The 25474-nt window shown below is 75.7% G+C and carries 19 protein-coding genes, 1 other RNA gene and 2 pseudogenes; 9 read left to right on the top strand and 13 right to left on the bottom strand.

Annotated elements, in window-relative coordinates:
- Positions 1 to 517 precede the first annotated feature (517 nt).
- The 7 genes from rpsO to ACYVGT_RS25205 form a co-directional block, all read right to left on the bottom strand.
- Positions 518 to 787 carry a 30S ribosomal protein S15 gene (gene rpsO / locus ACYVGT_RS25235; protein ID WP_460862896.1) on the bottom strand — a complete coding sequence of 90 codons (270 nt, stop codon included), beginning with the start codon at positions 785 to 787 and terminating at the stop codon, positions 518 to 520.
- Between the two features lie 262 nt (positions 788 to 1049).
- Positions 1050 to 1628, bottom strand: coding sequence for a riboflavin kinase (locus ACYVGT_RS25230; protein WP_460862895.1), 579 nt, complete (start codon positions 1626 to 1628; stop codon positions 1050 to 1052).
- A 57-nt stretch (positions 1629 to 1685) separates the two neighbouring features.
- Positions 1686 to 2597 carry a tRNA pseudouridine(55) synthase TruB gene (gene truB / locus ACYVGT_RS25225; protein ID WP_460862894.1) on the bottom strand — a complete coding sequence of 304 codons (912 nt, stop codon included), beginning with the start codon at positions 2595 to 2597 and terminating at the stop codon, positions 1686 to 1688.
- The gene (gene rbfA, locus ACYVGT_RS25220) at positions 2594 to 3034 is read right to left on the bottom strand and encodes a 30S ribosome-binding factor RbfA (protein ID WP_460862893.1); all 441 of its coding nucleotides are present in this window, start codon (positions 3032 to 3034) and stop codon (positions 2594 to 2596) included. The genes truB and rbfA overlap by 4 nt, the downstream gene beginning before the upstream one ends.
- A 5-nt stretch (positions 3035 to 3039) precedes the next feature.
- Entirely contained in the window at positions 3040 to 3369 is a 330-nt protein-coding gene (locus tag ACYVGT_RS25215; protein ID WP_460862892.1) for a DUF503 domain-containing protein, read from the bottom strand.
- Positions 3370 to 3527: 158 nt separating this feature from the next.
- The gene (infB, locus tag ACYVGT_RS25210) at positions 3528 to 5348 is read right to left on the bottom strand and encodes a translation initiation factor IF-2 (protein ID WP_460862891.1); all 1821 of its coding nucleotides are present in this window, start codon (positions 5346 to 5348) and stop codon (positions 3528 to 3530) included.
- Between the two features lie 211 nt (positions 5349 to 5559).
- Positions 5560 to 6069 carry an LURP-one-related/scramblase family protein gene (locus tag ACYVGT_RS25205; protein ID WP_460862890.1) on the bottom strand — a complete coding sequence of 170 codons (510 nt, stop codon included), beginning with the start codon at positions 6067 to 6069 and terminating at the stop codon, positions 5560 to 5562.
- A 111-nt stretch (positions 6070 to 6180) separates the two neighbouring features.
- Here ACYVGT_RS25205 and ACYVGT_RS25200 point away from each other — a divergent pair, with 111 nt between their 5' ends.
- The 5 genes from ACYVGT_RS25200 (at position 6181) to ACYVGT_RS25180 (ending at position 9767) form a co-directional block, all read left to right on the top strand.
- Complete coding sequence (locus ACYVGT_RS25200) at positions 6181 to 7026, top strand: Nif3-like dinuclear metal center hexameric protein (protein WP_460862889.1); 846 nt, start codon at positions 6181 to 6183, stop codon at positions 7024 to 7026.
- 17 nt (positions 7027 to 7043) lie between these two features.
- A complete protein-coding gene (locus ACYVGT_RS25195; RefSeq protein ID WP_460862888.1) occupies positions 7044 to 7784 on the top strand; it encodes a zinc ribbon domain-containing protein in 741 nt (246 codons plus the stop codon).
- Positions 7785 to 7910: 126 nt separating this feature from the next.
- Positions 7911 to 9038: a bifunctional RNase H/acid phosphatase gene (locus ACYVGT_RS25190; protein WP_460862887.1), complete on the top strand. Its 1128-nt coding sequence runs from the start codon at positions 7911 to 7913 to the stop codon at positions 9036 to 9038.
- A 13-nt stretch (positions 9039 to 9051) separates the two neighbouring features.
- Positions 9052 to 9434, top strand: an RNA gene (gene rnpB / locus ACYVGT_RS25185) — RNase P RNA component class A.
- 195 nt (positions 9435 to 9629) lie between these two features.
- On the top strand, positions 9630 to 9767 hold the full coding sequence (locus ACYVGT_RS25180) for a hypothetical protein (protein WP_460862886.1): 138 nt from the start codon (positions 9630 to 9632) through the stop codon (positions 9765 to 9767).
- Positions 9768 to 9897: 130 nt separating this feature from the next.
- Here the strand turns inward: ACYVGT_RS25180 and ACYVGT_RS25175 are convergent, their stop codons facing one another.
- Positions 9898 to 12180, bottom strand: a complete 2283-nt coding sequence (locus ACYVGT_RS25175; RefSeq protein WP_460862885.1) for a SulP family inorganic anion transporter — start codon at positions 12178 to 12180, stop codon at positions 9898 to 9900.
- Positions 12181 to 12778: 598 nt separating this feature from the next.
- Here ACYVGT_RS25175 and ACYVGT_RS25170 point away from each other — a divergent pair.
- A pseudogene (locus tag ACYVGT_RS25170) lies at positions 12779 to 13528 on the top strand (IS982 family transposase); the annotation flags it as partial.
- A 33-nt stretch (positions 13529 to 13561) separates the two neighbouring features.
- Here ACYVGT_RS25170 and ACYVGT_RS25165 read toward each other — a convergent pair.
- Both ACYVGT_RS25165 and ACYVGT_RS25160 read right to left on the bottom strand, forming a co-directional pair.
- Positions 13562 to 15595 (bottom strand): hypothetical protein, encoded by a 2034-nt coding sequence (locus tag ACYVGT_RS25165; protein WP_460862884.1) that lies wholly within the window; start codon positions 15593 to 15595, stop codon positions 13562 to 13564.
- A gap of 324 nt (positions 15596 to 15919) precedes the next feature.
- Positions 15920 to 16480, bottom strand: coding sequence for a YbhB/YbcL family Raf kinase inhibitor-like protein (locus ACYVGT_RS25160; RefSeq protein ID WP_460862883.1), 561 nt, complete (start codon positions 16478 to 16480; stop codon positions 15920 to 15922).
- Positions 16481 to 16683: 203 nt separating this feature from the next.
- Here ACYVGT_RS25160 and ACYVGT_RS25155 point away from each other — a divergent pair, with 203 nt between their 5' ends.
- On the top strand, positions 16684 to 20109 hold the full coding sequence (locus ACYVGT_RS25155; RefSeq protein ID WP_460862882.1) for an AfsR/SARP family transcriptional regulator: 3426 nt from the start codon (positions 16684 to 16686) through the stop codon (positions 20107 to 20109).
- A 406-nt stretch (positions 20110 to 20515) separates the two neighbouring features.
- Here the strand turns inward: ACYVGT_RS25155 and ACYVGT_RS25150 are convergent, their stop codons facing one another.
- Entirely contained in the window at positions 20516 to 21349 is an 834-nt protein-coding gene (locus ACYVGT_RS25150; RefSeq protein ID WP_460862881.1) for an ABC transporter permease, read from the bottom strand.
- Positions 21346 to 22305 (bottom strand): ATP-binding cassette domain-containing protein, encoded by a 960-nt coding sequence (locus tag ACYVGT_RS25145; RefSeq protein WP_460862880.1) that lies wholly within the window; start codon positions 22303 to 22305, stop codon positions 21346 to 21348. The genes ACYVGT_RS25150 and ACYVGT_RS25145 overlap by 4 nt, the downstream gene beginning before the upstream one ends.
- Positions 22306 to 22671: 366 nt before the next feature.
- Here ACYVGT_RS25145 and ACYVGT_RS25140 point away from each other — a divergent pair, with 366 nt between their 5' ends.
- Positions 22672 to 23187 carry a PH domain-containing protein gene (locus ACYVGT_RS25140; protein WP_460862902.1) on the top strand — a complete coding sequence of 172 codons (516 nt, stop codon included), beginning with the start codon at positions 22672 to 22674 and terminating at the stop codon, positions 23185 to 23187.
- Positions 23184 to 24965 carry a PH domain-containing protein gene (locus ACYVGT_RS25135; RefSeq protein WP_460862879.1) on the top strand — a complete coding sequence of 594 codons (1782 nt, stop codon included), beginning with the start codon at positions 23184 to 23186 and terminating at the stop codon, positions 24963 to 24965. The genes ACYVGT_RS25140 and ACYVGT_RS25135 overlap by 4 nt, the downstream gene beginning before the upstream one ends.
- On the opposite strand, the pseudogene ACYVGT_RS25130 reads toward ACYVGT_RS25135, so the two are convergent.
- A pseudogene (locus ACYVGT_RS25130) lies at positions 24937 to 25474 on the bottom strand (septation protein SepH); the annotation flags it as partial. The gene ACYVGT_RS25135 and the pseudogene ACYVGT_RS25130 overlap by 29 nt on opposite strands.

Here is a 25474-nt window from a genome sequence, read left to right as displayed (position 1 = left end):
CGGCACGCCCGCATACTGCGCTGCGGGCCGCGGACCACTACCGAGGACCGGCCCCGTGGCGGCGGCCGATGCGGGGCGCCGGGGCACTCCGCCGTCGTTCGCGGTCATGTGGTTCTGCGGTGCTGCTGTTGCGCTGGCCGATGCCAGCGGCAGGGTCGTGCGGCCGCGGTCCGCGTCGCAGCGGACTCCGCGGCGCCGGAACCCGGGGCCGGGCGCACATGCGACCGGCGCGGTCCAGTGGCCTGGCCACAGGGACCCTATCTGGCGACCCTACCGTGTGGCCAGCATCGATTGCGCGGATCCGCGCGAGCACCGGCCCTGACTGCCGATTCGGCTACCGGGACCGGCCCGCGGGGCCCGGCGCGCGCCCTCACGCGGGGCCGGTCGACTGCAGCGGCGGTCCCACGAGAGGAGGGAGCGGCCCAGGCCGCTCCCTCTCCCAGCATCGCCTCCGCTGCGCTGCGCCTGACTGCGCACGCTGCGGCGCGGAACGCTCCGCGCGCCCGGCGGCGGACCTCTAGCGGCGCAGGCCCAGGCGCTTGATCAGGTCGCGGTAGCGGTTGATGTCCTTCTTCTGGATGTACTTGAGCAGCCGGCGGCGGCGGCCGACCATGAGAAGCAGGCCGCGGCGGCTGTGGTGGTCCTGCTCGTGGGTCTTGAGGTGCTCGGTGAGCTCGGTGATGCGGTGCGTGAGCAGCGCGATCTGGACCTCGGGGGACCCGGTGTCACCGTCGCCGGTTCCGTACTCGGTGACGATCTTCTGCTTGGTAGCGGCGTCGAGAGACACTGCGCTCCTTCTTCTTGTTGCGTTCGGTACGCGATTCGCGGACCCGCCCTCCGGCAGCCCGGCAGAACCGGTGCTTCCTGGGAGTGGCGGCGCGCAGGCGCGGCGACCGCGCGTACGAGCAGTCGCCGTCTGCGAGGGCCGGGCGCGGTGCGCCGTCGGCGCGGCCCGGATCGAAGGCCACCGGTCCTGAACGGCACGGATAGCCGCAGCCGAGTCTAGTGCACGCGGACAGGTCCTCACGCCCCGGCGCGGGAGCCGCGGCTCACAGCGCGGGCGGCTGCTCCTGCTCCATCAGCACCCGGACCTGTTCGACGTCGGCGGCCATGGTCGCGATCAGTTCGCCGATGCCGTCGAACTTCAGCTGGCCGCGGGTGCGGCGCAGGAAGACGACGGCCATCCGCAGCCCGTACAGCTGCAGGTTGTCGCGGTCCAGGGCATAGGCCTCGACGGTGCGCGCGGCACCGTCGAAGGTCGGGTTGGTGCCGACGGAGACCGCGGCCGGCCAGTACCGCTCGCCCGCTCCTCCGCCATCGGCCCCTCCCCCGCCGGCGCCGCCGAGGAGGATCAGCCAGCCGGCGTAGACGCCGTCGGCGGGCACCGCCGCCTCGTCGTCGACGTCGAGGTTGGCCGTAGGGAAGCCGAGCAGTTCGCGGCCGCGCGCGGCGCCGTGCACCACGGTTCCCGCGACGCGCGCCGGATGGCCCAGCACCCGCGCGGCGTCCTCGACCGCGCCGCTCGCCAGCAGTTCCGCTGCGCCGGCGGCGCTGCCGCCGGAACGGCCGCCCGCCGCGCTGCCGTCGTCCGGCAGGTCCGCCGCATCCCGGCGGTCCACGTCCTTCACCGCTTTCCCTCCTGCACTGCTGCTGCCGACCGGCGGCACCCTGCCGGGCCCGGCGATTCAGGCGAAGACCACGATCGGCTTGCTGTAGCCGCCCTTGTCCTCGGCGAGCGCGACGACGGCGCCGTCCGGTGCGAACAGCCCGATCGGGCCGGGGCCGAGCGAGCCCGCCCCGATCCGGTTGCCGTGCGCGACGCGGCGCGCCTCCTCGGCGTCGAGCACCCGCACCGGGAACGCCGCCGCGACCGCGGTGGCCAGCGGCAGCATGGTGAACTCCTCGGCGAGTGCGTCGAGCGTTGCGGCCTGATCGATGCCGTAGGGGCCGACCCTGGTGCGGCTCAGCTCCGTCAGGTGGCCGCCGGTTCCCAGCGCGGCGCCCAGGTCGCGGGCGAGCGCACGGATGTAGGTGCCGGACGAGCAGGTGATCCGCGCCTGCACGTCGATCCACTCGTCACCGCCGGCGCCGCCCCGGGTGATGCGGGCGACCGCGAACTCGGAGACGGTGGTCTCGCGCGCCGCGAGCTCCACCACCTCCCCTTCCCGGGCCGAGGCGTAGGCCCGCTTGCCGGCCACCTTGATCGCACTGACCTGCGGCGGGATCTGGCTGATGGTACCGGTGAGGTCGGCCACCCCCGCCATCACCTGCTCGTCGCCGACCGCGGCGACGGCGGCCGCGTCCGCGCGCGACACCTCTTCGCCCTCGGCGTCGTCGGTGCTGGTGGCGGAGCCGAGCCGCAGGGTGGCCTCGTACACCTTCTCGGTGAGCGTCAGGTGGCCCAGCAGCTTCGTGGCCTTGCCCAGGCCGAGAACGAGCACACCGGTCGCCATCGGGTCCAGCGTGCCGGCGTGCCCGACGCGGCGGGTGCCGGCCAGCCCGCGGACCTTCGCGACGACGTCGTGCGAGGTCCAGCCGGCCGGCTTGGCCACGACGGCGACGCCGTGCGGCCCCTCCTCGCGGGAGCGACGGCTCACTCGTCGTCCTCGTCGTCGGCACGCGGCGTCTTGTAGGGGTCGGCGTCGCCGGCCGGCCGGGCGGTCGCCGCAGCCTCGGCGACCTGGGCGTCGGTCTCCCGCGCCTGGGCGAGCAGCTGCTCGATGTGCTGGGCGTTGGCCTGCACCTCGTCGCGCTCGAAGGTGAGGCTGGGGGTGTGCCGGAGCCCGGTCTGGCGGCCCACCTCGGTGCGGATCACGCCCGTGGCGCTCTCCAGCGCGGCAGCGGTGCCGGCGCGCTCGTCGTCGGTGCCGAACACCGTGTAGTACACCGTGGCGTCGCGCAGGTCGTTGGTGAGCCGTGCGTCGGTCACGGTGACGAACCCCAGGCGGGGGTCCTTGATGCGGCGCTCCAGCATCTCGGCGACGATCCGCTGGATGCGGTCGGCCAGCTTGCGCGCGCGTGCGGCGTCAACCATGGTCTTCAATCTTCCTCTGGGCCGAAGAGCCGCCGCCTCGCGGAGAGCAGCTCGATCTCAGGGCGCCCGGCGACGGCCCGCTCGCAGGTGTCGAGCACCTCCTCGCAGTGGGCCGCGGTGGACGCCACGACCGCGACGCCGATCTCGCACCGCCGGTAGAGGTCGTGGCCGCCGGTCTCCGCGACGGAGACCGAGTACCGCCGCTGGAGTTCGGCGACGATGGGGCGGACCACCGACCGCTTCTGCTTCAGCGACCGGACGTCGCCGAGCAGGATGTCCAGGGTAAGCGAGCCGGTGTAGGCGCCGCGGGCGCCATTGCGTGGTCTCGATGTCATCGCTGGCCGCATGACGGAGCGGCGGGGCCGGGGCGGGTACTCGGGCGCGGCCGGCGGACACCAGTCCTGCCGGACGCCCCCGCGGGCCCCGGGGCCCGGCCGTGCCGGCCGGGCCCCGGGTACTGCGGTGCCGGATCGCTCCGGCGGAGAGGCGCGGACTAGTCCCGCGGCTTCTCCTGCATCTCATACGTCTCGATGACGTCCTCGAGGCGCAGGTCGTTGTGGCCGAGCCCGATACCGCACTCGTAGCCCTCGCGGACCTCGGTGGCGTCGTCCTTGAACCGCCGCAGCGACTCGACGGTGAGGTTGTCCGAGACCACCACCCCGTCGCGGATGAGGCGCGCCTTGCTGTTGCGCCGCACGATGCCGCTGCGGACGATGGAGCCCGCCACGTTGCCGATCTTGGGGACCTTGAAGATCTCGCGGATCTCCGCGGTGCCCAGCTGGACCTCTTCGTAGATGGGCTTGAGCAGGCCCTTGACCGCGGCTTCCACCTCGTCGATCGCCTGGTAGATGACCGAGTAGTAGCGGATGTCGACGCCCATGCGGTCGGCGAGCTCGCTGTTCTTGCCCTCCGGGCGGACGTTGAAGCCGATGATGATGGCTTCCGACGTCGCGGCGAGGTTGATGTCGTTCTGCGTGATCGCGCCGACGCCGCGGCCGACGATGCGGATGCCGACCTCGTCGCCGCCCGCCTCGATCTTGAGCAGGGACTCTTCCAGCGCCTCCACGGAACCGGACATGTCGCCCTTGATGAGCAGGGGGAGCTCGGTGCGCTCGCCCTCCTTGAGGGTGGACTGCCAGTTCTCCATGGTGACCCGGCGCGCCGCCTTCGCCTGCTGCGCGAAGCGCTCGCGCGCCTCCCGCCGGTCGGCGATCTGGCGGGCGACCCGGTCGTCCTTGACGACCAGGAAGCTGTCGCCCGCGCTGGGCACGTTGGTCAGGCCGAGGACCTGGACCGGGCGGGACGGCTCGGCGCTCTGCACGTTCTCGCCGTGCTCGTCGAGCATGGCCCGGACGCGGCCGTAGGCGTCGCCGCAGACGATCGAGTCGCCGACGTTGAGCGTGCCCCGCTGCACCAGCACCGTGGCCATGGAGCCGCGGCCGCGGTCGAGGTAGGCCTCGATCGCGAGGCCCTGGGCCTCCATGTCCGGGTTGGCGCGCAGGTCCAGCGCCGCGTCGGAGGTCAGCACGATCGACTCGAGCAGGCTGTCGATGTTGTCGCCCTTGAGCGCGGAGATGTCCACGAACTGGACGTCGCCGCCGTACTCCTCGGCAACCAGGCCGTACTCGGTGAGCTGCGCGCGCACCCGCTGCGGGTCGGCGCCCTCGGTGTCGATCTTGTTGACCGCGACCACGATCGGCACCTCGGCCGCCTTGGCGTGGTCGATGGCCTCGGCCGTCTGCGGCTTCACGCCGTCGTCGGCCGCGATCACCAGCACCGCGATGTCGGTCGACTTCGCTCCGCGGGCACGCATGGCGGTGAACGCCTCGTGGCCCGGGGTGTCGATGAAGGTGATCTTGCGCTCTTCACCGTCGACCGTGGTGGCGACCTGGTAGGCGCCGATGTGCTGGGTGATGCCGCCGGCCTCGCCGCTGGCGACGTTGCTGTTCCGGACCGTGTCCAGCAGCTTCGTCTTACCGTGGTCGACGTGGCCCATGACGGTGACCACCGGCGGGCGCGGGCGCAGGTCCTCGTCGGTCCCGGCGTCCTCGCCGAAATCGATGGAGAAGGACTCCAGGAGCTCGCGGTCCTCGTCCTCCGGGCTGACCACGGAGATGTTGTACTGCAGGACCTCGCCGAGCAGCTGGAGGGTCTCGTCGGGCAGCGACTGGGTCGCCGTCACCATCTCCTTGAGCTCCATCATCACGACCTGGACGAGCGACGCCGGGTTGACGCCGATCTTGTCGCCGAAGTCGGACAGCGAAGCTCCGCGGGACAGCCGGATGGTCTGCCCGTTGCCGCTCGGGATCTTCACGCCGCCGAAGGACGGTGCGCCGAGCTCGTTGAACTCCTGGCGGCGCGCCTTCTTCGACTTGCGCGAGCGTCCGCGCGGACCGCCGGGGCGTCCGAACGCGCCGGCCGTGCCGCCGCGGCCGCGACCGCCGCCGTGCCCGCGCGGGCAGGAGGCGAGCAGCGGCCCGGCGGCAGTGCGCGCGGACCCGGGCGCGCCGCCGCGCGGGCTGCTCTCAGTCGCCGTCGCCCTCGTCGTCGCCGGTGAGGGCGTCCACCGCAACCGCCACGGCGATCACCAGCGACGGGTCGGACCCGATGTCGGGTCGGTAGGTGTTGACGTCGACGGCGTAGGTGTCGCGCATCCGGAACCACTTCCGCGAGATGTGCCCCACGGTGCCGTTGGAGTCGCTGATCACGTACTCCTTGCTGAGGAGGTCGCCGTGGACCTCCCACTCGCCGCCGTCGGCGAGCTCCACGATCAGCTTCTCCTTGATCGGGTTGAACATGCGCTCGCGCACCGTCGCGATGACGTCCCCGTCGCGGTCGATGCGCATCTGGTCGCGCACGCTGATCTTCTTCTCCCGGATCCGCAGCAGCTCGTTGCCGTCGGTGTCCTTCAGCTCGAAGGTGGTGCGCAGGCGCATCGCCTTGCCGTCCACCAGGTAGACCCGATTGCCCTCCTCATCGGTCACCCAGTAGTCGTCGCCGATGTCGAAAACGCGCTCGCGCACAAGGAATTTCATGCGGGCGAGGCTAGCTTCCGCCCGCCGCCGGCACCAGTGGGCGGATTCCGCGCCGGACGGCCGGGACCGGACGGGGCGCGGGCGCGCTGCCGAGCCGATAACCTGCGGACCGTGACCACCTCGACCCCGCACCTGCGCGACGTCGTCGACGCGTTCGACACGCTCTACCCGCCGGCGTGGGCCGCGTCCTGGGACGCGGTCGGCCTCGCCGCCGGCGACCCCGCGGCGCCCGTGCGCCGCGTGCTGTTCGCCGTCGACCCGGATCCAGCCGTGGTCGAGGAGGCCGCCGACTGGGGCGCCGACCTCATCGTCACGCACCACCCGCTGCTTCTGCGCGGCGTGCACAGCGTCGCCGCAGACACCCCCAAGGGGCGGCTGGTGCACCGCCTGATCAGCTCCGGCATCGCGCTGTTCACCGCGCACACCAACGCCGACACCGCCGACCCGGGCGTCTCCGACGCGCTCGCCGCGGCCGTCGGCGTCACCGGCCCGCTCCGCCCCCTCTCGCCCGACCCCGGCGACCCGCAGGGCCGGCGCGGCATCGGCCGGATCGGCCGCCTGGAGCGCCCGGTGCCGCTGCGCGAGTTCGCCGCGGCAGCCGCGGCGGGCCTGCCGCGCACTGCGGGCGGTGTGCGCGTGGCCGGCGACCTGGACCGCACCGTCGCCACCGTCGCCGTCTCCGGCGGCTCCGGTGACGGCCTGCTGGCCGAGGCGCGCGCCGCCGGCGTGGACGCCTACCTCACCTCCGACCTGCGGCACCACCCCGCCTCGGAGCACCTGCAGCACTCGCTGGACGCGGACGCGCCCGCGCTGCTCGACGTCGCCCACTGGGCCGGCGAGCACCCCTGGCTGGACGACGGCGCCGCGCGTCTGCGTGCCGCGCTGGCCGCTCGCGGCGCAGCGGTCGAGACCCGTGTTTCCACCACCGTCACCGATGCCTGGACCCAGGCGTTGTAGAGGAGACCCGAGCCCACGTGAAAGCAGCACCCGAACAGCAGCAGCGCCTCCTCGACATCGCCGAGGCCGATGCCGCCCTCGCCCGGCTGAACCACCGCCGCGCCACCCTGCCCGAGGCGGAGGAAGTGGTCCGCCTCGACGGCGAGATCGCCCGGCTCCGGGACCGCGTCGTCGCCGCCGAGACCGCACTCGGCGACCTCGACCGCGAGCAGCGCAAGGCCGAATCCGACGTCGACCAGGTCCGCACCCGCTCCGAGCGGGACCGCGCCCGGCTCGACGGCGGCCAGGTCTCCTCGCCCAAGGAGCTCGAGCAGCTCCAGTCCGAGATCGATTCGCTGCAGCGCCGCCAGTCCGAGCTGGAAGAGGTGGTGCTGGAGGTGATGGAGCGCCGCGAGGCCGCCGAATCCGAGCGCACCGCGGCCGCCGCGGAACTGGCCGGCGCAGAAGGCCGGCGCGACACCGCGGCCGATGCGCGCGGCGCCGCCGTCGTCGAGATCGACAGCGACCGCGCCACCGAGCGGGAGCGCCGCGATCGGCTCGCCAAGGAGGTGCCCGACGACCTGCTGGGCCTCTACGACAAGCTCCGCGAGCAGTACGGAATCGGCGCCGCGGCCCTGCATTACGGCCGGTGCGAGGGGTGCAAGCTGGCGCTGAGCACCGCAGAGCTGGGCCGGATCCGGCAGGCGCCGGCCGACGAGGTCCTGCGCTGCGACGACTGCCGCCGGATCCTGGTGCGCACCGCCGAGTCCGGCCTCTAGGGCCCCGGGGGCGCCCCGGAGCCGGGGCGCCGCGGGGAGCGGAGGGCAGGCAGGCCGCAGGGGAGCGGCGGGCTGCCGCGCTGCGCCGGCTGCGCAGCGGCGGCGGCCATCCGAAGGGGAGGCGTGATGGGCCGCAGGCTCGTGGTGGAGGCGGACGGCGGATCGCGGGGCAACCCGGGGCCGGCCGGATACGGCGCGCTGGTGCGCGATGCCGGGACAGGGGAACTCCTCGCGGAAGAGGCCGAGTCCATCGGCACCGCGACCAACAACGTGGCCGAGTACCGCGGGCTCATCGCCGGCCTGGAGGCGGCCGCGCGGATCGATCCGGCCGCCCGCGTCGAGGCGCGGATGGACTCCAAGCTGGTCGTCGAGCAGATGTCCGGCCGCTGGAAGATCAAGCACCCCGATCTCAAGCCCCTGGCACGGCAGGCCGACGCCCTCGTGGCCGGCCTCGGCGGCGTCCGGTTCACCTGGGTGCCGCGCGCTGACAACGCCGACGCCGACCGGCTCGCCAACGCCGCCATGGACGCGGCGGCCGGCCTCGGCGCGGACGCAGCAGCGGAGTCCGGCGCAGTAGCGCCCGCCGCCGGCGCGGTGGCAGGCGCCGCGGCCGGACCGGGCGCTGCGCACGGCCCACCGGACACCGAGCCGACCCGGCTGCTGCTCCTGCGGCACGGCACCACCGCCCACTCCGTCGAGCGCCGCTTCGCCGGCGTGGGCGACCTCGGGCTCACCGAACAGGGCCGGGCCCAGGCCGAGGCCGCCGCGCAGCGCATCGCCGGCCTCGGCGCCGACGCCGTCGTCGCCTCCCCGCTCCGCCGCACCATGGAGACCGCCCGGACCGCTGCGGCCCGGCTCGGCCTCGACGTCGAGCCCGACCCCGACCTGCGGGAGACCGACTTCGGCGCGTTCGAGGGCATGACGTTCGCCGAGGTCCGCCGCGAGCGCCCGGCCGAACTGGCCGCATGGCTGTCCGACGTCCATGCGGCGCCGCCCGGCGGGGAGAGCCTCGCCGCGGCCGCCCGCCGGGCCGGCCGCGCCCGCGACGCCCTCGCCCGCCGGCTCCGCGGCCGCACCGTGCTCGTGGTCAGCCACGTCACCCCCATCAAGGCGATGGTGGCCCACGCCCTCGGCGCCCCCGTCGAGGCCCTCTACCGGATGCACCTCGACGAGGCCGGCCTCAGCGAGATCGACCTGTACGCCGACGGTCCGGCGGTCCTCCGCTCGTTCAACGACACCGCTCACCTGCGGTAGGGTCACCTCCGGGGGAGTCGGCCAGGCGGTCGCGGCGCCGCGTGCGGCGTCGAGGAAAGTCCGGACTCCACAGGGCAGGGTGGTCGGTAACACCGACCCGGGGCGACCCGCGGGACAGTGCCACAGAAAACAGACCGCCACCGCTCGCGGTGGTAAGGGTGAAACGGCGGTGTAAGAGACCACCAGCGGCCGGAGTGATCCGGCCGGCTCGGCAAACCCCACCCGGAGCAAGGTCGAGAAGGGGGCCACGCGCCCCCGCGCGGACGTTTGAGGGCGGCCCGCCCGAGGTCCGCGGGTAGACCGCACCGAGGCCGGCGGCAACGCCGGTCCCAGATGGATGGCCGCCCGGCCCCTTCACGGGGCCGACAGAATCCGGCTTACCGGCCGGCTCCCCCCTCTTCCTTCCCCGCCGCGCTCCCCGCGGGCGCGCCCGCGGGGAGCGCGGCGCCGATCGGGCGCATATCGGGCCAATCCCGCGGGCCGTTTGGGGTCGCGCAGCGGAGCGCCGGAAAGCGAGCGGCCCTGCGGGGCCGTTACATTGGGTGGCGTCGCAACCGGACGTCGGCGTGATCGGATCGGGTGTCGTTGCCAATGGACATGACCGTGGTGTGGGTGCTCCTGTTCGCGCTTCCCGTGGCGGCGATCGCGGTCATCATCGGCTTCGCCCGCTACCAGGCCTCCGAAGTGCAGAAGGACGGTCGGGACGACAACCCCGACCGCGGCGAGTAGGTCCGGCGCCACCGCAGCCGGACCCACCCCGCCGCTGCCGCCGGACCGGCGGCAGCGGCGCAGTGCGTCCGGGCGCCTTCCGGTGCCCCGCCCCTCCGCGGGTGCGGCTGCGCTGGGCGGGGCGGACGGGTCAGCCGGGCACCGGGTCGGCTTCCGGGCGCCGCGGCGGTACCGGAACGAAGGAGCCGCTCGCGTCGAGCACGTGCAGCTCCGCCGTATCCAGGTCGTAGAACATCCCGGTGAGCTCCAGCCGGCCGGCGTCGCGCGCGCGGCGCACCGCCGGATAGGTGAGCAGGTTCTCCAGCTGCTGCACCACGTTGTGCTGGGCCAGGACCCGCAGCGCCTGCGGGCTGCCGTCCGGGACCGCGGTGCGGGTCCGCTCCAGGGCCGCCTCCGCGCCGGCCAGCCACCGGCGCAGGCGCGGCGTGCGCACCCCGGCCGGGTCGGCGTGGGCCCCGTCCAGCAGCGCCTTCATCGCGCCGCAGTGCGAGTGCCCGCACACCACGATGGCGGGGATCTCCAGCACCTCCACCGCATACTCGACCGCCGCGCCCACGGACGCCTCGGCGTCCGCGTCAGCGTGCGGCGGCACCAGATTGCCCACGTTGCGCACCGTGAACAGGTCGCCCGGTCCGCTGGCCGTGATCACGTTCGGGACCACCCGCGAATCGGCGCAGGTGATGAAGAGCGCCGACGGGTGCTGCCGGTGCGCCAGCCGGCTCAGCACCGAGCGCATCCGCCCCGCCGTGCTGGAGTGGTACTCCTGCGCGCCGGCCAGGAGCAGCCCGGACGGCGCAGCCGAGTCGTCGAAGCCGCGGCGCATCCGCCAGGGCGCCCACCAGCGGGCCAGGCCGCGCGGCCCGGTCTTGTCCACCGGGGGTGCCTGCTGGCTGCTCCGCTCGTACCACCGCTCGTGGACCTCGTCGATGTCGACGACGCCGCCGGTGCGCTCGTGGTCCACCCGCCAGGCGTGGATCGCCTCGAAGGCCGCGTGGTCCATGAAGTCGACGTGCAGGTCGAGGTCGACCCGCGCCTGCTCCGGGACACTGCGCAGGACCCGCGTCACCCGCGGTACTCCGAGGAAGGTGAGCGAGCCCTGCACGACCACGTGCCAGCGCCCGTCGGACTCCTCGGTGAGCACGGTCAGCCGGGTCAGCCGGCGCAGCGCGACCACCAGCGCGACCGCGAACGCCACCACCACGCCCTCCAGCAGGCCGAGCGCCACCACCGCGGTGAGCGCCACCACGTAGACGCTCGCCTCGTGGTGCCGGCGCATCTGGGCCAGCCGCGACGGGTCGACCATCTGCACCCCGATGAACACGAGCAGCCCGGCCAGCGCGGCCATCGGGATGAGCTCCACCGCGTGCGCGAAGAACACCGCGAACAGCAGCGCCCACACGCCGTGCAGCACCGCGGTGGCCGGCGTGCGTGCACCGGCCCGCACGGCGGCGCCGGTGCGCACGATGCCGCCGGTCACCGGCAGGCCGCCGAGGAGGCCGCTCACCGTGTTCGCGGCGCCCTGGCCGGCCAGCTCGCGGTCGAGCCGGATCCGCCGGCCGTCGTGCAGCCGGTCGGCGGCCAGCCCGTTCAGCAGCGATTCCACGCTGGCCACCAGCGCGATGGTGACCACGCCGAGCGCGACGTCGTGCAGGTCGCCGCGGGCGGGCAGGGCCGGACCGCTCCACGCCTGCGCCAGCGAGTCCGGCAGGGTCACCCGCTGCAGGTCCAGGTCCATCAGTGTGGCGGCCGCCGTGGCGGTGCCGATCGCGATGAGCGCGGCCGGCACCGCGCGCAGCCGGCGGAGCAGCGGCAGCCGCGGCCAGAGCAGCATCACCGCGAACGTGAGCACACCGATCGCCAGCGCCGCGTCGTTGCGGTCGGCCAGCGCGCCGGGCAGCTCCGCCAGGCTCGCCACCGCCGACACCGGCGCGGACCCGCCGAGCACGACGTGTGCCTGCGCGAGCGCGATCGTGATGCCGACGCCGGCCAGCATCCCGTGGATCACAGCGGGAGACACGGCGAGCGCGGCGCGGGCGATCCGGAACGCTCCCAGCACGATCTGCAGCAGTCCGGCGAGGACGGTGATCAGGCACATGACCTGCCAGCCGAAGTCGGCGACCAGCCCGGCCACCACCACGGTCAGGCCGACCGACGCACCGCTCACCTGGACCCGGGACCCGCCGAGCGGGCCGGCCACGACGCCGCCGACGATGGAGGCGATCAGCCCCGCGACCAGAGGCGCGCCCGAGGCCGCCGCGATGCCCATGGACAGCGGCACCGCGACGAGGAAGGCGACCAGCGACGCGCCGAAGTCCCCGCGCGCGGCGAAGCGTAACGGCACGGCCGGTGCGTGCTGCACCGCCGCGGTCCTGCGTTCCTGGGTGTCGTTCCCCCCTCGGGCATCGCGAGGCATGCATCCCCCCTCTGAGCCGCCCTCTCCGGGCCGGCCCCTGTCTGTCACCGGTGCGGCGCGCCGCTGCGGGGACAGCGGTCGGCGGTCGCGGAGGCCGGCGAAGGCATGCGTCGCGGGCCCCCGGCGCGACGGTCCGGACGCTGTCGGTTACGTTCGGTAGCTATTCTCGCGGTGCGGGGGCGATCACGGAAGGTGATTCCGCCAACCGTTGGCCCGAGTTCCCCACCCGGACTTCCAGGTCTTCCGCGCTGCCCGGTGCTGCGGACCGCTCCGCCGGCTGCGGAGGCCCCGGGCCGAGCGGCCGCGCCCGTTCCGGTCGCGGCTGCGCGAGCCGGCGGGACAGCCGGGGCCGGGCACCGCGGGGGTGCCCGGCCCGGTGGGTGGCGGATGCGGTCCTCGGGCGTGCTGGGTGGATGGCATTGGTCGCGAGCGGTGTCGGCGGTGCACCCGTCGCAGGCCCGCCGAGGGAGTCAGGGCGGGGTTGTCCTGTCGAGGAGAGGGGAACGCCGCGAGGGGCGCCAGGGCGCCGCGCAGCAGGCAGGTGTCCACCCGCCACGCCCTAGATCATTGATGGGCGATCGGTGAACCAGCTGCGCGCATGGCGAAGGGCGCCGTGGATCAGAGCGCGACCACTGGCCCGGACGCCCTGCTGACCGCGCTCTGCGTCCATCTGGACGACGTGATCCCTTCGGCCTGACAGCGCACCGGCCCGGGGCGCCCGCTCCTGCTCACCGACGCCGGACTCGGCTGCGTCGCCGTCGCCCGGGTCCTTCTGCGCTGCGATGGCCAACGCCGCTGGTTGCGCCTGGCACCGGCCGCCTCGGCGGCCTGTCTCCCCGCATGCCGGGCCAGTGGGATCGCCGGGTAGGGCAGGGGCACCTCTCACCGTGCCTTCCACCGGGGCGCCCCGCTGGTGCTGGTCGCCACCGCCGAGGGCGCGGTCACCGCGTCCTCGCTGGCCCATCCTAAGGAGCCGGATGGGTGCAAGCAGGTGCTGCACCTGCTCCACGCCGGCCCGGTGGGGCCGGGGCCGGCGGTGGTGGTGGCAAGGGCTCCGCCGGGGCCGGGATCGAAGCCGCGCGGCCGGGCCGGGCCATCCGCTCATCCGGCCCGCCCGCGCCGGCGAGCCCGAGGATGCCTCGTTCCCGTCCTGGCTGCCGCCAGCGCATCGCAACCGTCATCGGGGCCGTGAAGAACGAGCTCGGGAACGCCACGCCGGGCGCGCCACTGAAAGGGCTCTGGGCCCGCATCTTCCAGCGGACCAGCAGATCGCGGCGATGAACACCGCGATCCGGCACAACTGGCTGATCGGGGCCCGGTCAAGCGGCCGCTGATCGCCTGCGGCCACTGGCCAGGACACCCGACAATTCCCACCAGCGGTCTAGTAGCGGCCGTCGTAGGGCGGGTACGGGGGCGCGTCGGCGCCCCAGCGGGCCTCACCGGGGCCGCCGTAGGCGTTCGGGCCGCTCGGCGGGTCGCCCACCGGGCGGCCGTAGGCGTCGAGCATGCCGCCGTAGCCGGCGGGCGGGCCGGCGTCGGTGGGCGGGGGGCCCAGCGGTGACCCGTAGAGGCCCTGCTCGTAGGCGCCGGTGTCGTACTCGGGGCGGCTGTAGGCGCCGGTGTCGTACAGGCTTCCGCCGTAGGTGCCGCCCGAGGGCGGTGCGTAGCCGCCGTAGCCCGCGGTGTCGGCGGGCCGGCCGTACAGGTCGCCGCCGTAGCGGCTCAGGGAGTCGGCGGAGAGGGGATCGGCGGCGTATCCGCCGGTCTCGTAGCCCGGCGCGGCGGGGGACCCGCCGGGAGGGGTGCCGTAGGGGCTGGAACCGAAGTCCGGGCGGCTGTACGAGCCCGTGTCGTACGGCGACGGTGCGCCGTAGGCGGGCGTATGGCCTGCGCCGCCCGCCGCACTGTAGCCGGGGGGTGCGGCCGGCGCGGCGCCGTACCCCCGGCTGCCGTAGCCGGACGGCGCGTAGCCGGCGCCTCCGCCGGGCTGCGCGGGCGGAGCTGAAGGAAGGCCAGCGGAGTAGCCGCCGGTGCTGTAGGAGCCGGATCCGTACGAACCGGCGCCGTAGGAGCCGGCCACCGGTGACTCCGCGCCGTAGGCCCCGGCGCCGTAGGAGCCCGCTGCCGGCTCGGCAGCGGAGGGGGAGCTGCCGTAGGCACTGGAGCGGAACGGCCCGGTGTCGCCGCTGTAGCCCGTGCCCGCATAGCCCGCGCCGGCGGTCGGCGCGCCGCGGTCGTAGCCCTGAGCGGCCGGAGCGGAGCGGCCCTCCGCGGAGCCGCGCAGCGGATCCGTCGCACCGTAGGACGGGGCGGGGGCCTGCGGCTGCGGGCCGGAGGGCGGCCCCGCGCGGTACCCCGGGGCGGCCAGCGGGTCGGCCGCGGCCGGGCGGCTGTAGGAGCCGGTGTCGTAGGGCGAGGCGGAGCCGTCGTACCGTGCCGGGCGGCTGTAGGAACCCGTGTCGTAGGGGTCGTACGCCGCTCCGGCGGAGAGGCCGGCCGGGCGGCTGTAGGAACCGGTGTCCGTGGTCGGGCCGGACCCGAGCGGGTCGCCGCCGTAGGCGCCGCCGAAGGACGGGCGGCTGTAGGAGCCCGTGTCATAGGTCGACGCTGCCGCCGGGGCGCCGTAGCCGGCGGGTGCGGGGCGGGTGTCGGCTGCGGGCCGCGCCGGAGCGTTGGGCGCCGCGGGTGGAAGCGATGCGGCCGCGGTCCGGCCGGGCCCGCCGGCGGCGTGCGCGGCCGCCGGCTGCTCCGCCTCCGTGCTGACCGGATCGTCGCCGCTGCCGAGGCTGGCGAGCTTGGCGATGCTGTCGGTGCTGGAAGCGGCGTCTGCGGGGCTCTCCGCGGGCTCCTCGGCGGCAGCTGCCGCCCTGCGCGACCGCCGGCCGCGCCGCGGCGCGGGCTCCTCCGCGAAATCACCGCCGACGGCGTCGCCGCCGTCACCGCCGGCCGGGAGCGGCCCGGTGTCGGCCGCCCGGGCGCTCCGCCCGCTGCGGGCCGCCCGCCCGCTGCGCCGCGCCGGCCGGGGCGCCGGCTCCTCGTCCGGTTCGTCGCCGTCGCCGTCCGCGCCGAGGCTGGACCAGAAGCCGTTGTCCGACAGGTCTCCGTCGTCCCAGGCGGAGCCCCGGCTGCTGCGGCGGGCCCGCACCCGCGGCTGCGCCGGCAGGTCGTCCTCGTCGTCCGGATCGCCGCCGTCTTCGCCGTCCCGCGCTGCGCCGCGGCCGCGGCGGCCCCCGGACCGCCGCCGGGACGACCGGTCCGACCTGCCGTCCGGATCACCGCCGTCGGACTCGGTGTCGAACGCGTCATCGAAGTCGTCGGCGCGCGCCGTGCTCAGCGCCCGCATGCCGAGGAGGATCAGCACGAGGACGAGGAGGACGACGATGATCGCGACGATCGTGACGATCAGAACGGTCATGCTGAGTGCACCACCCTTGGGGCCGTGGCCTTGTCGGGGACGGAGGTGCCACCGGGGCGGGTGACGGACGGACGTATTCGGCCCTCCGGCCCGCGCGCGCCGAAACTGGGGCGCCTGCGCGGGGCCGCACCGCGATCGGTGGATTCGGTCATGGCGCGGTCACTGGGGGGCACGGCCCCACCATATGCGGAGATTCGCAGCGGGTGCAGCGGGGGAAGCCCGGGAATTTCTGCGGTATTGCCTGCAGCGCCGCGCTGCGGCCGACGGATCGCTACCCGCGGGTCCCCCTCCGGCGCGCTGCGCGGAGGGCTGCTGCCACGCCGTTTACCCCCGCGTCGCGGACAGCGAGCCGCGGGCAATGGTGTGCGCCGAAATGGCCTCCAGTGACTCCTCGAGGGGGGCGCCGCCGGCCAGGCCGAGCGGCTCGGAGAGCGCGTAGACGGTGAAGCGGTAGTCGTAGGCCTCGTCCTCCTCGGGGCAGGGCGCCTTGTAGTCGGCCTCCTCGGCGCTGTTGAGGCCCAGCTGGGCGGGCTGGGGCACGGTGTCCTGGCGGATCTCCACCGTGTCCGGGGCCAGGTCGTAGACCACCCACAGCACCTCCGCCGTCGCCGGGTCGTCGGCGACCACGGCGAACGAGCCGGCCTCCTCGGGCTGGCCGGACCACTGCAGCGGGGGCGAGACGCCGTCGCCGTCGCCGAGGCAGGTGAACGCGTCCGGCACCGGGCGGCCGGCCTGCAGCATCGTGCTGGTGACGTTGATGTCGTCGGTGAGCTCGCCGCCGCCCGAGGACGGTCCCGAGCAGCCCGCCGCGAGGACACCGCAGGCCGCTGCCGCGGCAGCGGCACGGGCGGTGCCGGAGAAACGGGGGCGTACGGGCGAGACCATGGTGCTCCTGCAAGGACGATCGGCTCCGCGGACGTCTCCGCGGCGGTGCGGCTGGGCGCGGAGCGGCGGCCGCGGCAGGCGCCGGCGGGCGTGCCGGCGGCGCGGCACCCGCGGGGCGCGCTCCCTGGGCACCCTACTGCCGCTGCGGCGGCCGCGGGGCACGGCGCGTCCCCGGGCCCGGCGCGATCAGTGATCATGGGGGAGTGCGGTACTCGATCCTCGGCCCCGTTGCGGTCACCGACGACTCCGGCGCGCCAGTGGCCGTCGGCGGCGCACGCGTGCGCCGCCTGCTGGTCCTGCTGCTGCTCGCGCCGGGCCGCACCGTCTCCGCCGACCGGCTCGCCGCGGGCGTGTGGGACGGCGCGCCGCCGGCCAACCCCGCCAACGCGCTGCAGGCCCTGGTGTCCCGGCTGCGCCGGCAGCTCGGCCGCGCCGGCGCGGTGCAGGGCGGGCCGGCCGGATACCTGATCAGTGCCGCCCCCGCCGATGTCGACCTGTGGGAGTTCGAGGCGCTGGTGCAGCGCGGCCGGGCGGCGCGGGCCGCGGGCGAGGCCGCCGCGGCCGTCCAGCTGTTCAGCGACGCGCTGCGGCTGTGGCGCGGCGACCCGCTGCCCGAGCTCGCCGGCGGCGACTCCGAGGCGGTGCGCGTGGCCGAGCAGTACCGCGGCGCGGAGGTGGAGCTGCTGGAGGCCCGGCTGGAAGCCGGTGAGCACGCCGCGGCCGTGCCCGCACTGGAGGAGCTTGCGGCTCGGGAACCGCTCCGCGAGCACGTCACCGAGCTGCTGATGCGGGCGCTGGCCGCCACCGGCCGCACCGCCGAGGCGCTGGTCGCCTATGAGCGGCTGCGTGCCCGGCTCGCGGAGGCGCTCGGCGCGGATCCGGGCCGCGCCGTCGCCGCCCTGCACGTGGAACTGCTCCGCGGCGGCGGCCCGGCGCACCGCCCCGAGCCGGCTCCGGGCCGCCCGGAGGCCCCGCCGGCCCGGCTGCCCACCCGGCTCACCAGCTTCGTCGCGCGCGAGGCCGAGTTGGACCGGGCGCTGCAGCTGCTCCCGGAGCAGCGCCTGGTCACCCTGGTCGGACCGGGCGGCGCGGGCAAGACCCGGCTCGCCGTGGAGGCGGGCGCCCGCATCGCCGACGGCACGTCCCCGGGGCGCACCGCTGCCGCCGGCGCCGTCCCCGGCCCGGCGGCTGCGGCCGGGGTGCCCGCCAGCCCCTTCCCGGACGGCGTCTGGTTCGTCGACCTGGCACCGCTGCGCGACGACTCCGCGGTCGCCATCACCCTGCTCGACGTGCTCGGCCTGCGCGAGCGCACCGTCGCGCCGATGCCGGCCGCCGGCAGCGCCGACCCGGTGGAGCGGGCGGCCGAGCTGATCGGCGGCCGCCGCGTCCTGCTGATCGCCGACAACTGCGAGCACCTGCTGCCCGGCCTGGCCGATGCGCTGGAGCGCCTGCTGCGCCGCTGCCGCGGCCTGCACGTGGCGGCGACCAGCAGGGAGCCGCTCGGCGTGCCCGGTGAGCGGCTGCTGCCGGTGCCGCCGCTGGCCCCGCCCCCGGAGGACGCCACCCCCGGGCAGGCCGCGGAGAACGCCGCAGTGCGGCTGTTCGCCGACCGGGTCCGCGCGCACGACCCCGGCTTCGCGATCGACGCCGCCACCACCGGGCCGGTGGTGCGGATCTGCCGCGAGCTCGACGGCATGCCGCTCGCCCTGGAACTCGCTGCGGCGCGGGTACGGCATCTGCCGCTGCCGCGCCTGGCCGAACGGCTCAGCGACCGGTTCCGGCTGCTCGCCGGCGGCCCCGCCACGGCTGACGGCCGGCACCGCACCCTCGAGGCGGTCGTCGACTGGAGCTGGGAGCTGCTCGACGGAGCGGAGCGGGCGCTGCTGCGCCGGATGGCGGCGTTCTCCGCCGGCGCCGGCCTCGACGCGGTGGAAGAGGTCTGCAGCGATACCGGCGCCGCCGCTGCGCCGGACGCGCCCGGCGGCACCGGATCCGGCTCCGGCGCCTCCGCGGCAGCCGGGTCCGGCACGGTCGGCGGCCGCGACGTGTGGGACGTGCTGTTCTCCCTCGTCGACAAGTCCCTCGTCACGGTGGAGGGCACCGCCGAACCCGACGGCCCCCGCTACCGGCTGCTGGAGACGGTGCGCGCCTACGGCCGCCAGCGCCTCGCCGAGTCCGGCGAGACCGACGGTGTGCGCGCCGCGCAGGCCCGCTTCCTGCTCCGGCTGCTCCCCGCCTCCGCCGAGGCGCTCCTCGGCCCCGACCAGGGCAGCGTCATCCGCCGGCTGCGCGCCGCCGAAGAGGAGCACAGCGCAGTGCTCGCCTGGGCGATCGGCACCGGCCGGCTGCCGCTCGCCTTCGACCTCACCGCCGCGGCGCTGCCCTACGCCCAGCTCGACCGGGGCTGGGCCGACCTGCCCCGGCACGCCGCCGACCTGCTCCAGGCCGCAGGCAGCACGCCGCCGGCCGGCCGCGCCGCCGCCTACGCCCAGTGCATCGCGCTGTGCACGCTCGACCGCGACCTGCATCCGCCGCAGGCCGGCCGGGCCGGCACGGACCGGGCCGCCGCCGAACTGGACCGTGCCGAAGCCGTGCTGCGCGCCGCTGGCGAGCGCGCCGAGGACCACCTGTCGCTGCTCTTCGTCGCCGTCCTGCTCGGCCTCCTCGGCCACGACCCCGAGGGCGCGCTCCGCCGCGCCCAGGCCGCCGCCCGCGCACTCCCCGGAGGCCAGGCGCTGGTAGCCGAGGGGTTCGCCGGGATGCTGCTGGAGCAGGCGTTCCTCGGCCGCTGCGGCGAGGCGCGCGCGGCCCTGCTGTCGGTCCTGGACCGGCTGAGCGGGATCGGCGAGCGGTGGACCCGCACCACCGTCGCCTTCCTCGCCTCCGAACTGGTCGGCCTGGACGACACCGCGGCCGAGGCGGCACTGCTGGACGAGGCGATCGCCGACGGCGAGGCGATGGGCATGGCCGAGACGGTCGACGCGCTGTACGGACTGCGGGCGGTGGCGCTGGCCCGCTCCGGTGACGCCGCCGCCGGGCTCGCCGCGCTGGACGGCCGCACCGGGGGCGGAGCCGGCGAGTACGACCTGCGCCTGCTGACGCATCTGTGCCGCGCCCAGATCCTGCGCTGGGCGGGCGAGGGCCAGGCCGCGCGGGCGGAGCTGGACGCGCTGGTCGGCGGCTCCGCCGACGCGGGCGATCTGCTGCGCACCCAGCTCACCGCGCCCCTCCGGTCAGAGGCCGCAAGGCTCGCGGCCGGCCGCGGCAGCACCGCTGCCGCGCGCGGCCACGTCGCCGCCGCGTGGGCCAGCCTCCAGGGCACCCGCAAGGGTGCGGCGTCAGCCAAGATCGCCGAGGCCGCCGCCGACGTGGAGGCGGCGGCGGGGGCGCCGCTGCGGGCCGCCGAGGCGCTGCGCATCGCCGAGGCGCTGCGCGGACTCCCCGCGCCGGCCGACCCCGACGTCGCCGCGCTCCTGCGCCGGCTCGACGCGGTCCCCGGCGCAGACGCGGCCCGGAAGCAGGCGGCCGGGCGCCCGCCGGAGGACGCGTGGCAGCGGTTCGACGCCCGCGTGCGCACCTGGGGGAGCGCAGAAGACGAGGGGGCGGATACCGGCCCGGGGCGGTACTGACTGCCTGCCGGCTGCCGTGCAGCCCGGCCGGCCGCCGGTGCGGCCGCGGAGCCCGGGAACGGGCGGCGCCCCGCTCATCGGCAGCGGCGGGGTGAGCGCGGGTACCGCTGCTCGGCCACCGGCGAGCGCTGCCTGACCGGCGCGGGCGCGGAGCCTCTGCGCACTCCGGGCGGGTCCGGGCCGGTCGCGCGCCCCGGATCGGACGGCTGACCGGTACTGCGGCCGGGCCGTGTGCGGCCGCCGCGGACCGGGTGCCGGCACGCGAGGCCGGCGGAGGGAGGCGGCAGCGGTTCCGTGCTCGCGTGCGCACCCCGGAGGCGGGACCGGCGGTGAGCGCCGCCGGCCCCGGGGAGCGGGTGCCCCGAGACCGGTGCGCGCGGCCGGCGGCCGAACGGCGGAGCCGGGGTCAGGCCCGGTTGCGGTAGGCGCGGGTGGCCAGCGGGAAGAACACCGCGAGCAGGATCGCGACCCACAGCAGCGTCCACAGCAGCGGCTGCAGGAACGGGCCGCCTTCCATCATCCCGCGCATCGTGTCGGTCACGTGCGTCACCGGGTTGACCCGCGCGAACGCCGCCATCCACCCCGGCATCTGGTCGGGGTCGACGAAGGTGGACGCGCCGAAGGTCAGCGGGAACATCCAGATCGAGCCGAAGATGTTGACCGCCATCGGCGTCCGCAGCAGCAGCCCGACGAAGGCCGAGAGCCAGCACAGGGCGAACGCGAAGACCATCACCACGGCCGCCGCGCCGATCACGCCCAGCACGCCGCCGGCCGGCCTGTAGCCGATCAGCACCGCCACCACCAGCACCATGATCACGGTGAGCGCGTAGCGGGCCAGGTCGCCGATGATCGCGCCGGTCAGCGGTGCGGAGCGGGCGACCGGCAGGGACCGGAAGCGGTCGAAGATGCCCTTCTCGATGTCGGTGTTGAGCGCGACGCCGGTGCCGATCGTCGCGAACACCACCGACTGCGCGGTGATACCGGGGATGATGAAGTCCCGGTAGGTCTGCCAGTCGCCCATCATGGCCTGGCCGAACACGAAGACGAACAGTGCCACGAACATCAGCGGCATGAACGTCAGCCCGAGGATCTCCTCGGGGTTGCTGCGGATCTTCAGCAGGCTCCGCCAGGCCAGGAGCGATCCGTGCCGGACCGCCGCGGCCGGCGTGATGCGGGCCGCGACGTGCGGCGCGGGACCGGCCGGCGCCGAGACGGCGCTGCGGGTTGCAGTGGCGCTCATGCGTCAATCCTCTCCGGGGTCTCCTCCTCGGCCGCGTGGCCGGTCAGCGCCAGGAACACCTCGTCGAGGCTGGGGCGGCGCAGGTTGAGCTCGGCGACCGCGATCCCCGCGTCGTCGAGCCTGCGCACCACCTCCGGCATCACGGCCGGGTCGGTGACCGACGCCGAGGCGGTCGACGCCTGGGTCCGGACTTCGCCGCCGGTGGCGAGCTCGACGACGCGGCCCGCCGCCTCCAGCTGGGCCGGGTCGGCGGGGCGCACCTGCAGCACCTGCGCGCCGGCCCGCTCCTTCAGCTCGTCGGGCGTGCCGCGGCTGATCACCCGGCCGTGGTCGAGGACGACGATGTCGTCGGCCAGCTGGTCGGCCTCTTCCAGGTACTGGGTGGTGAGCAGCACGGTGACGCCGTCCGCCACCAGACCGCGCACCACGTCCCACAGCCCGTTGCGGCTGTGCGGGTCCAGACCGGTGGTGGGCTCGTCCAGGTAGAGCACCGACGGGCGCCCCACCAGGCTCGCCGCGAGGTCGAGCCGGCGCCGCATGCCGCCGGAGTAGGTGGATGCGGGCCGTCCCGCCGCGTCGGCCAGCGCGAACCGGTCGAGCAGCTCGGCGGCGCGCAGCTGGGCGCCGCGCCGGGTGAACCCGAGCAGCCGTGCGATGAGGATCAGGTTCTGGGTGCCGGTCAGGTCCTGGTCGACGGCGGCGTACTGGCCGGTCAGCCCGATGGTGCGGCGCACCTCGTGCGGATCGGCGGCGACGTCGTGGCCGTCGACCCAGGCGCGGCCGGCGTCAGGGCGCAGCAGTGTGGCCAGGATTCGTACGGTGGTCGTTTTGCCGGAGCCGTTGGGCCCCAGGACGCCCAGAACGCTGCCGCGGCGCGCGGTCAGGTCCACGCCGTCCAGGGCCCTGGTCTCCTTGTACTGCTTGACCAGCCCTTCAGCGCGGATGGCGTCGGTCATCGTGCCCTCCCCGGTCGGGCTCCCGTGTCGGGGAGCCGGCGTGCTGCTGTCGTCATGGACTCACTTTCGGACTTTGACTTAAGACGAAGTCAAGAGGCCGTGCGGTGCGGCCGCTCAGGGCGGATGCGGCGGATGGGATGGCGCCGGCCGGCTGTGGGCGCCGCAGCCGGCCCGCTCGCCTCGAGTCTGCGGCCTGCCACTGACAGAACGCTGACGTCCGGCGGGATGTTTCAGCGGTGGCCGGATGCGGCGGCTGACCGTGGCCGGCGCGGCCGCGGCCCCGCCGCAGTGCAGGCGCGCGCAGCCCGCTGACCGACGGGTGACGGAGCGGGCGGCAGCGGCCGCACGCCCTAGACTCAGACCGTGATGACGACCGCTCTGCGCCCCCCGGAGAACCGCGTGTGTGCGCGGGCTGTGCCGATGTGGACCCTGAAGGCCGCGATGGGGCATGCCGTGGTGGTGGCCGTCCTCGCCGCCGCCGTCTGGGGGGCCGGCGCGATCGACGCCGGCTGGATGCCCGCCTGGGTCACCGGCCGCGGCTGGGCCGCGCCCGTGCTGTACGGCGTCTACGCGGTTGCCGACACCGCGGTCATGCCGAGGTTCCGGTACCGCGTGCACCGCTGGGAGGTCTCCGGCGACGTCGTCTACACGCGCAGCGGCTGGCTCAATCGGCGGTGGCAGCTGGTGCCGATCGACCGGGTGCAGACCGTGGACCACACCCAGGGCTGGATGGAGCGCCTGTTCCGGGTGGCGACACTGGAGATCCAGACCGCGTCGCACGCCGGATCCTCCACCATCGAGGGGCTCGACGCCGAGCAGGCGAGGACGCTGTCCGAAGAGGTCGCGGTGCGCGCCGGCGAGCTGCGGAACGACGCGACGTGAGCGGCGGCCCTGAACAGTACCCGGAATCCGGCGCCGAGTCCGGCGCCGATGGCCGCCCCGGTCCCGCGCCCGGGCCCGTTCCGGACGGCACTGCGCCGCGCGGCCGAACGGGCGCCGAAGCACCCGCTGCGGAGGCGGAGGCCGCGCCGCCCGGCAGCGCCGGCGCGGGGGCCCTGCCCCCGCCGGAACCGTGGCGGCGGCTCAGCCCGCGGATGATGGTGACGGCGCCGCTCGTCTACCTCAAGAACCTCATCGTGCCGCTGGTGCTGGTCGCCGTCGGCGCCACCCAGAACGCGTGGGCACTGGCGTCGCTGTTCGCGGCGCTGGCCGGCGTCGGCCTCACCGGCGTCTACACCTACGTGACCGTCCGCTACCAGGTCGGCGCCGAACGGCTGGAGATCCGCACCGGGCTGATCGGCCGGTCCCGCCGCACCGTCCCGATCGAGCGGATCCGCGGCGTGCACGTCACCTCCACCCTGGTGCACCGCATGCTGGGCCTGGCCGTCGTGCGCATCGAGGCCGCCGCGGGCGGCTCCGGCGACGAAGAGGGCAAGCTCGACGGCGTCACCCGCGCCGAGGCCGACCGGCTGCACACCGAGCTGCTGCGCCGCCGGGCCGAACTGCGCGGCCAGCCGGACGGCCCCGCCGGCTCCGGTGCAGCCGGGGCGGACGCCGAGGCGCCGCCCGGCGCCTCCGCGCTGGGCGCTGCGGGCGCCCCGGGGGCCGCCGAACCGGTTGTCGAGTACTTCCGCATGCCGGCGCGCTGGTACGGCTACGCGGCACTCAGCGTCGGGTACCTGCTGACGCCGTTCGTCGCCATCGCCGCCGTCATCGGCCTCGCCTCCCAGGTCGCCGGCGACGTCCTGGGCGAGGCCGGAGCAGTCGCGGCCGGAGAGCGCGCCGTCGTCCTCGCCCGCTGGCTGATGGACGATGCCGGGCTGCTGGTGCTCGCTGCGCTGGCCGCCGCGGTCGCCGCCGTGCTGCTGCTGGCGATGCCGCTGTTCGCCGTCGTCTCCTACGCCGTCGCCTACTGGGACTTCCGGCTGGTCGGCCGGGACGGCTCGCTGGTGGCCTCCCGCGGGCTGTTCACCCGGCAGAGCGTGGCGCTGGAGCGCCGCCGCATCCGCGGCTACGAGCTCAGCGACAGCCCGCTGGAGCGGCTCCGCTCGGTCGCCCGGCTGCGCGCCGTGATGACCGGTCTCGGCGGCGACTCGACCCGTGCCGTTCTGCTGCCGGCCGGCCCCCGCGCCGCCGTCGGCCCGATCGCCGACCGCATCCTCGGCCGCTTCGGCGGCGAGCTGCAGGGGCACCCGCGGGCGGCGCTGCGCCGGCGCCTGCTGCGCGCGGTGGGGCCGCCGCTGCTGGTGGCCGCAGCAGCGGCCGCGTTCGGCCAGATCTGGCTGGCCGTGATGGCCGGGGCCGCGGCGGTCGCCGGGGTTGCGCTGGGCATCGACCGCTACCGGGCGCTCGGCCACGGCACCGACGGGGCCCGGATCAGCGTCCGATCCGGATCACTGCAGCGCACCCAGACCGTCGTCGACGCCGATGCCGTCATCGGCTGGCGGTGGGAGCAGAGCCTCTTCCAGCGCCGCGCCGGGCTGGCCCACCTGACCGCGGCCATCGGCGCGGGCGACGGCGGCTGCACCGCCATCGACGCCGACGCCGCGGAGTCGGCGGAGTTCGCCGCCGGGGTCGCCCCGCGACTGCTCCGGCCGTTCCTGGCCGAGCCGCCGCAGGGCGGGGCCGGGGCTACTCCGGCTTCTTCGATCCGAACATGATCTCGTCCCAGGACGGCACCGAGGCGCGGCGGCCGCGGCCCTTGCGGCGCTGCTGCGCCGGCGGCTGAGACTGCGGTGCGGCGCCCGCGGCGGCCGCCGGAACACCCAGGTCCCGGCCCTGCTCGCGGCCGCTGTCGGCCGCGCCGCCGACCGCGGGGCGCTCCGGGCGGACCGGTTCCCGGCGGCGCGGCTCGTCCTGCTCCCGCTCCTGCTGCGGCTGGACGGGCGCCGGCGCCGCTGCGGGCGGCGCCCCGGCCTCCTCCCCGGCCGGCGGCTGCTCCGGTTCGGCGTACCGCTCGGGCTCGGCGTGCTGGTGCTCCGGATGCGCCGGCTCCGGGCGGGCCGGTTCCGGGCGCGGCCGCTCGGGACGGGCCGACTCGGGCCGCGGCTCCGGGCGGGCGCCGCGGCGCTGGCGGAGCGGCTCTGGCGGGAAGAGGTCGTCCGAGCCGATCCGGCTGCGCTCCGGTCCGGCGGCGCGCCCGCGCGCCGCCGGACGCGCCGGCTCGGCC

The sequence above is a fragment of the Nocardiopsis coralliicola genome, from assembly GCF_054779695.1.
This window is presented reverse-complemented; position numbering and strand designations above follow the sequence as displayed.

Excerpts from the sequence above, each read along its gene's own strand:
- rbfA (WP_460862893.1), bottom strand. The coding sequence starts at position 3,034 with ATGGTTGACGCCGCACGCGCGCGCAAGCTGGCCGACCGCATCCAGCGG.
- ACYVGT_RS25215 (WP_460862892.1), bottom strand. The coding sequence starts at position 3,369 with ATGACATCGAGACCACGCAATGGCGCCCGCGGCGCCTACACCGGCTCG.
- ACYVGT_RS25205 (WP_460862890.1), bottom strand. The coding sequence starts at position 6,069 with ATGAAATTCCTTGTGCGCGAGCGCGTTTTCGACATCGGCGACGACTAC.
- ACYVGT_RS25190 (WP_460862887.1), top strand. The coding sequence starts at position 7,911 with ATGGGCCGCAGGCTCGTGGTGGAGGCGGACGGCGGATCGCGGGGCAAC.
- ACYVGT_RS25180 (WP_460862886.1), top strand. The coding sequence starts at position 9,630 with ATGGACATGACCGTGGTGTGGGTGCTCCTGTTCGCGCTTCCCGTGGCG.
- ACYVGT_RS25175 (WP_460862885.1), bottom strand. The coding sequence starts at position 12,180 with ATGCCTCGCGATGCCCGAGGGGGGAACGACACCCAGGAACGCAGGACC.
- ACYVGT_RS25165 (WP_460862884.1), bottom strand. The coding sequence starts at position 15,595 with ATGACCGTTCTGATCGTCACGATCGTCGCGATCATCGTCGTCCTCCTC.
- ACYVGT_RS25160 (WP_460862883.1), bottom strand. The coding sequence starts at position 16,480 with ATGGTCTCGCCCGTACGCCCCCGTTTCTCCGGCACCGCCCGTGCCGCT.
- ACYVGT_RS25150 (WP_460862881.1), bottom strand. The coding sequence starts at position 21,349 with ATGAGCGCCACTGCAACCCGCAGCGCCGTCTCGGCGCCGGCCGGTCCC.
- ACYVGT_RS25145 (WP_460862880.1), bottom strand. The coding sequence starts at position 22,305 with ATGACCGACGCCATCCGCGCTGAAGGGCTGGTCAAGCAGTACAAGGAG.
- ACYVGT_RS25140 (WP_460862902.1), top strand. The coding sequence starts at position 22,672 with ATGACGACCGCTCTGCGCCCCCCGGAGAACCGCGTGTGTGCGCGGGCT.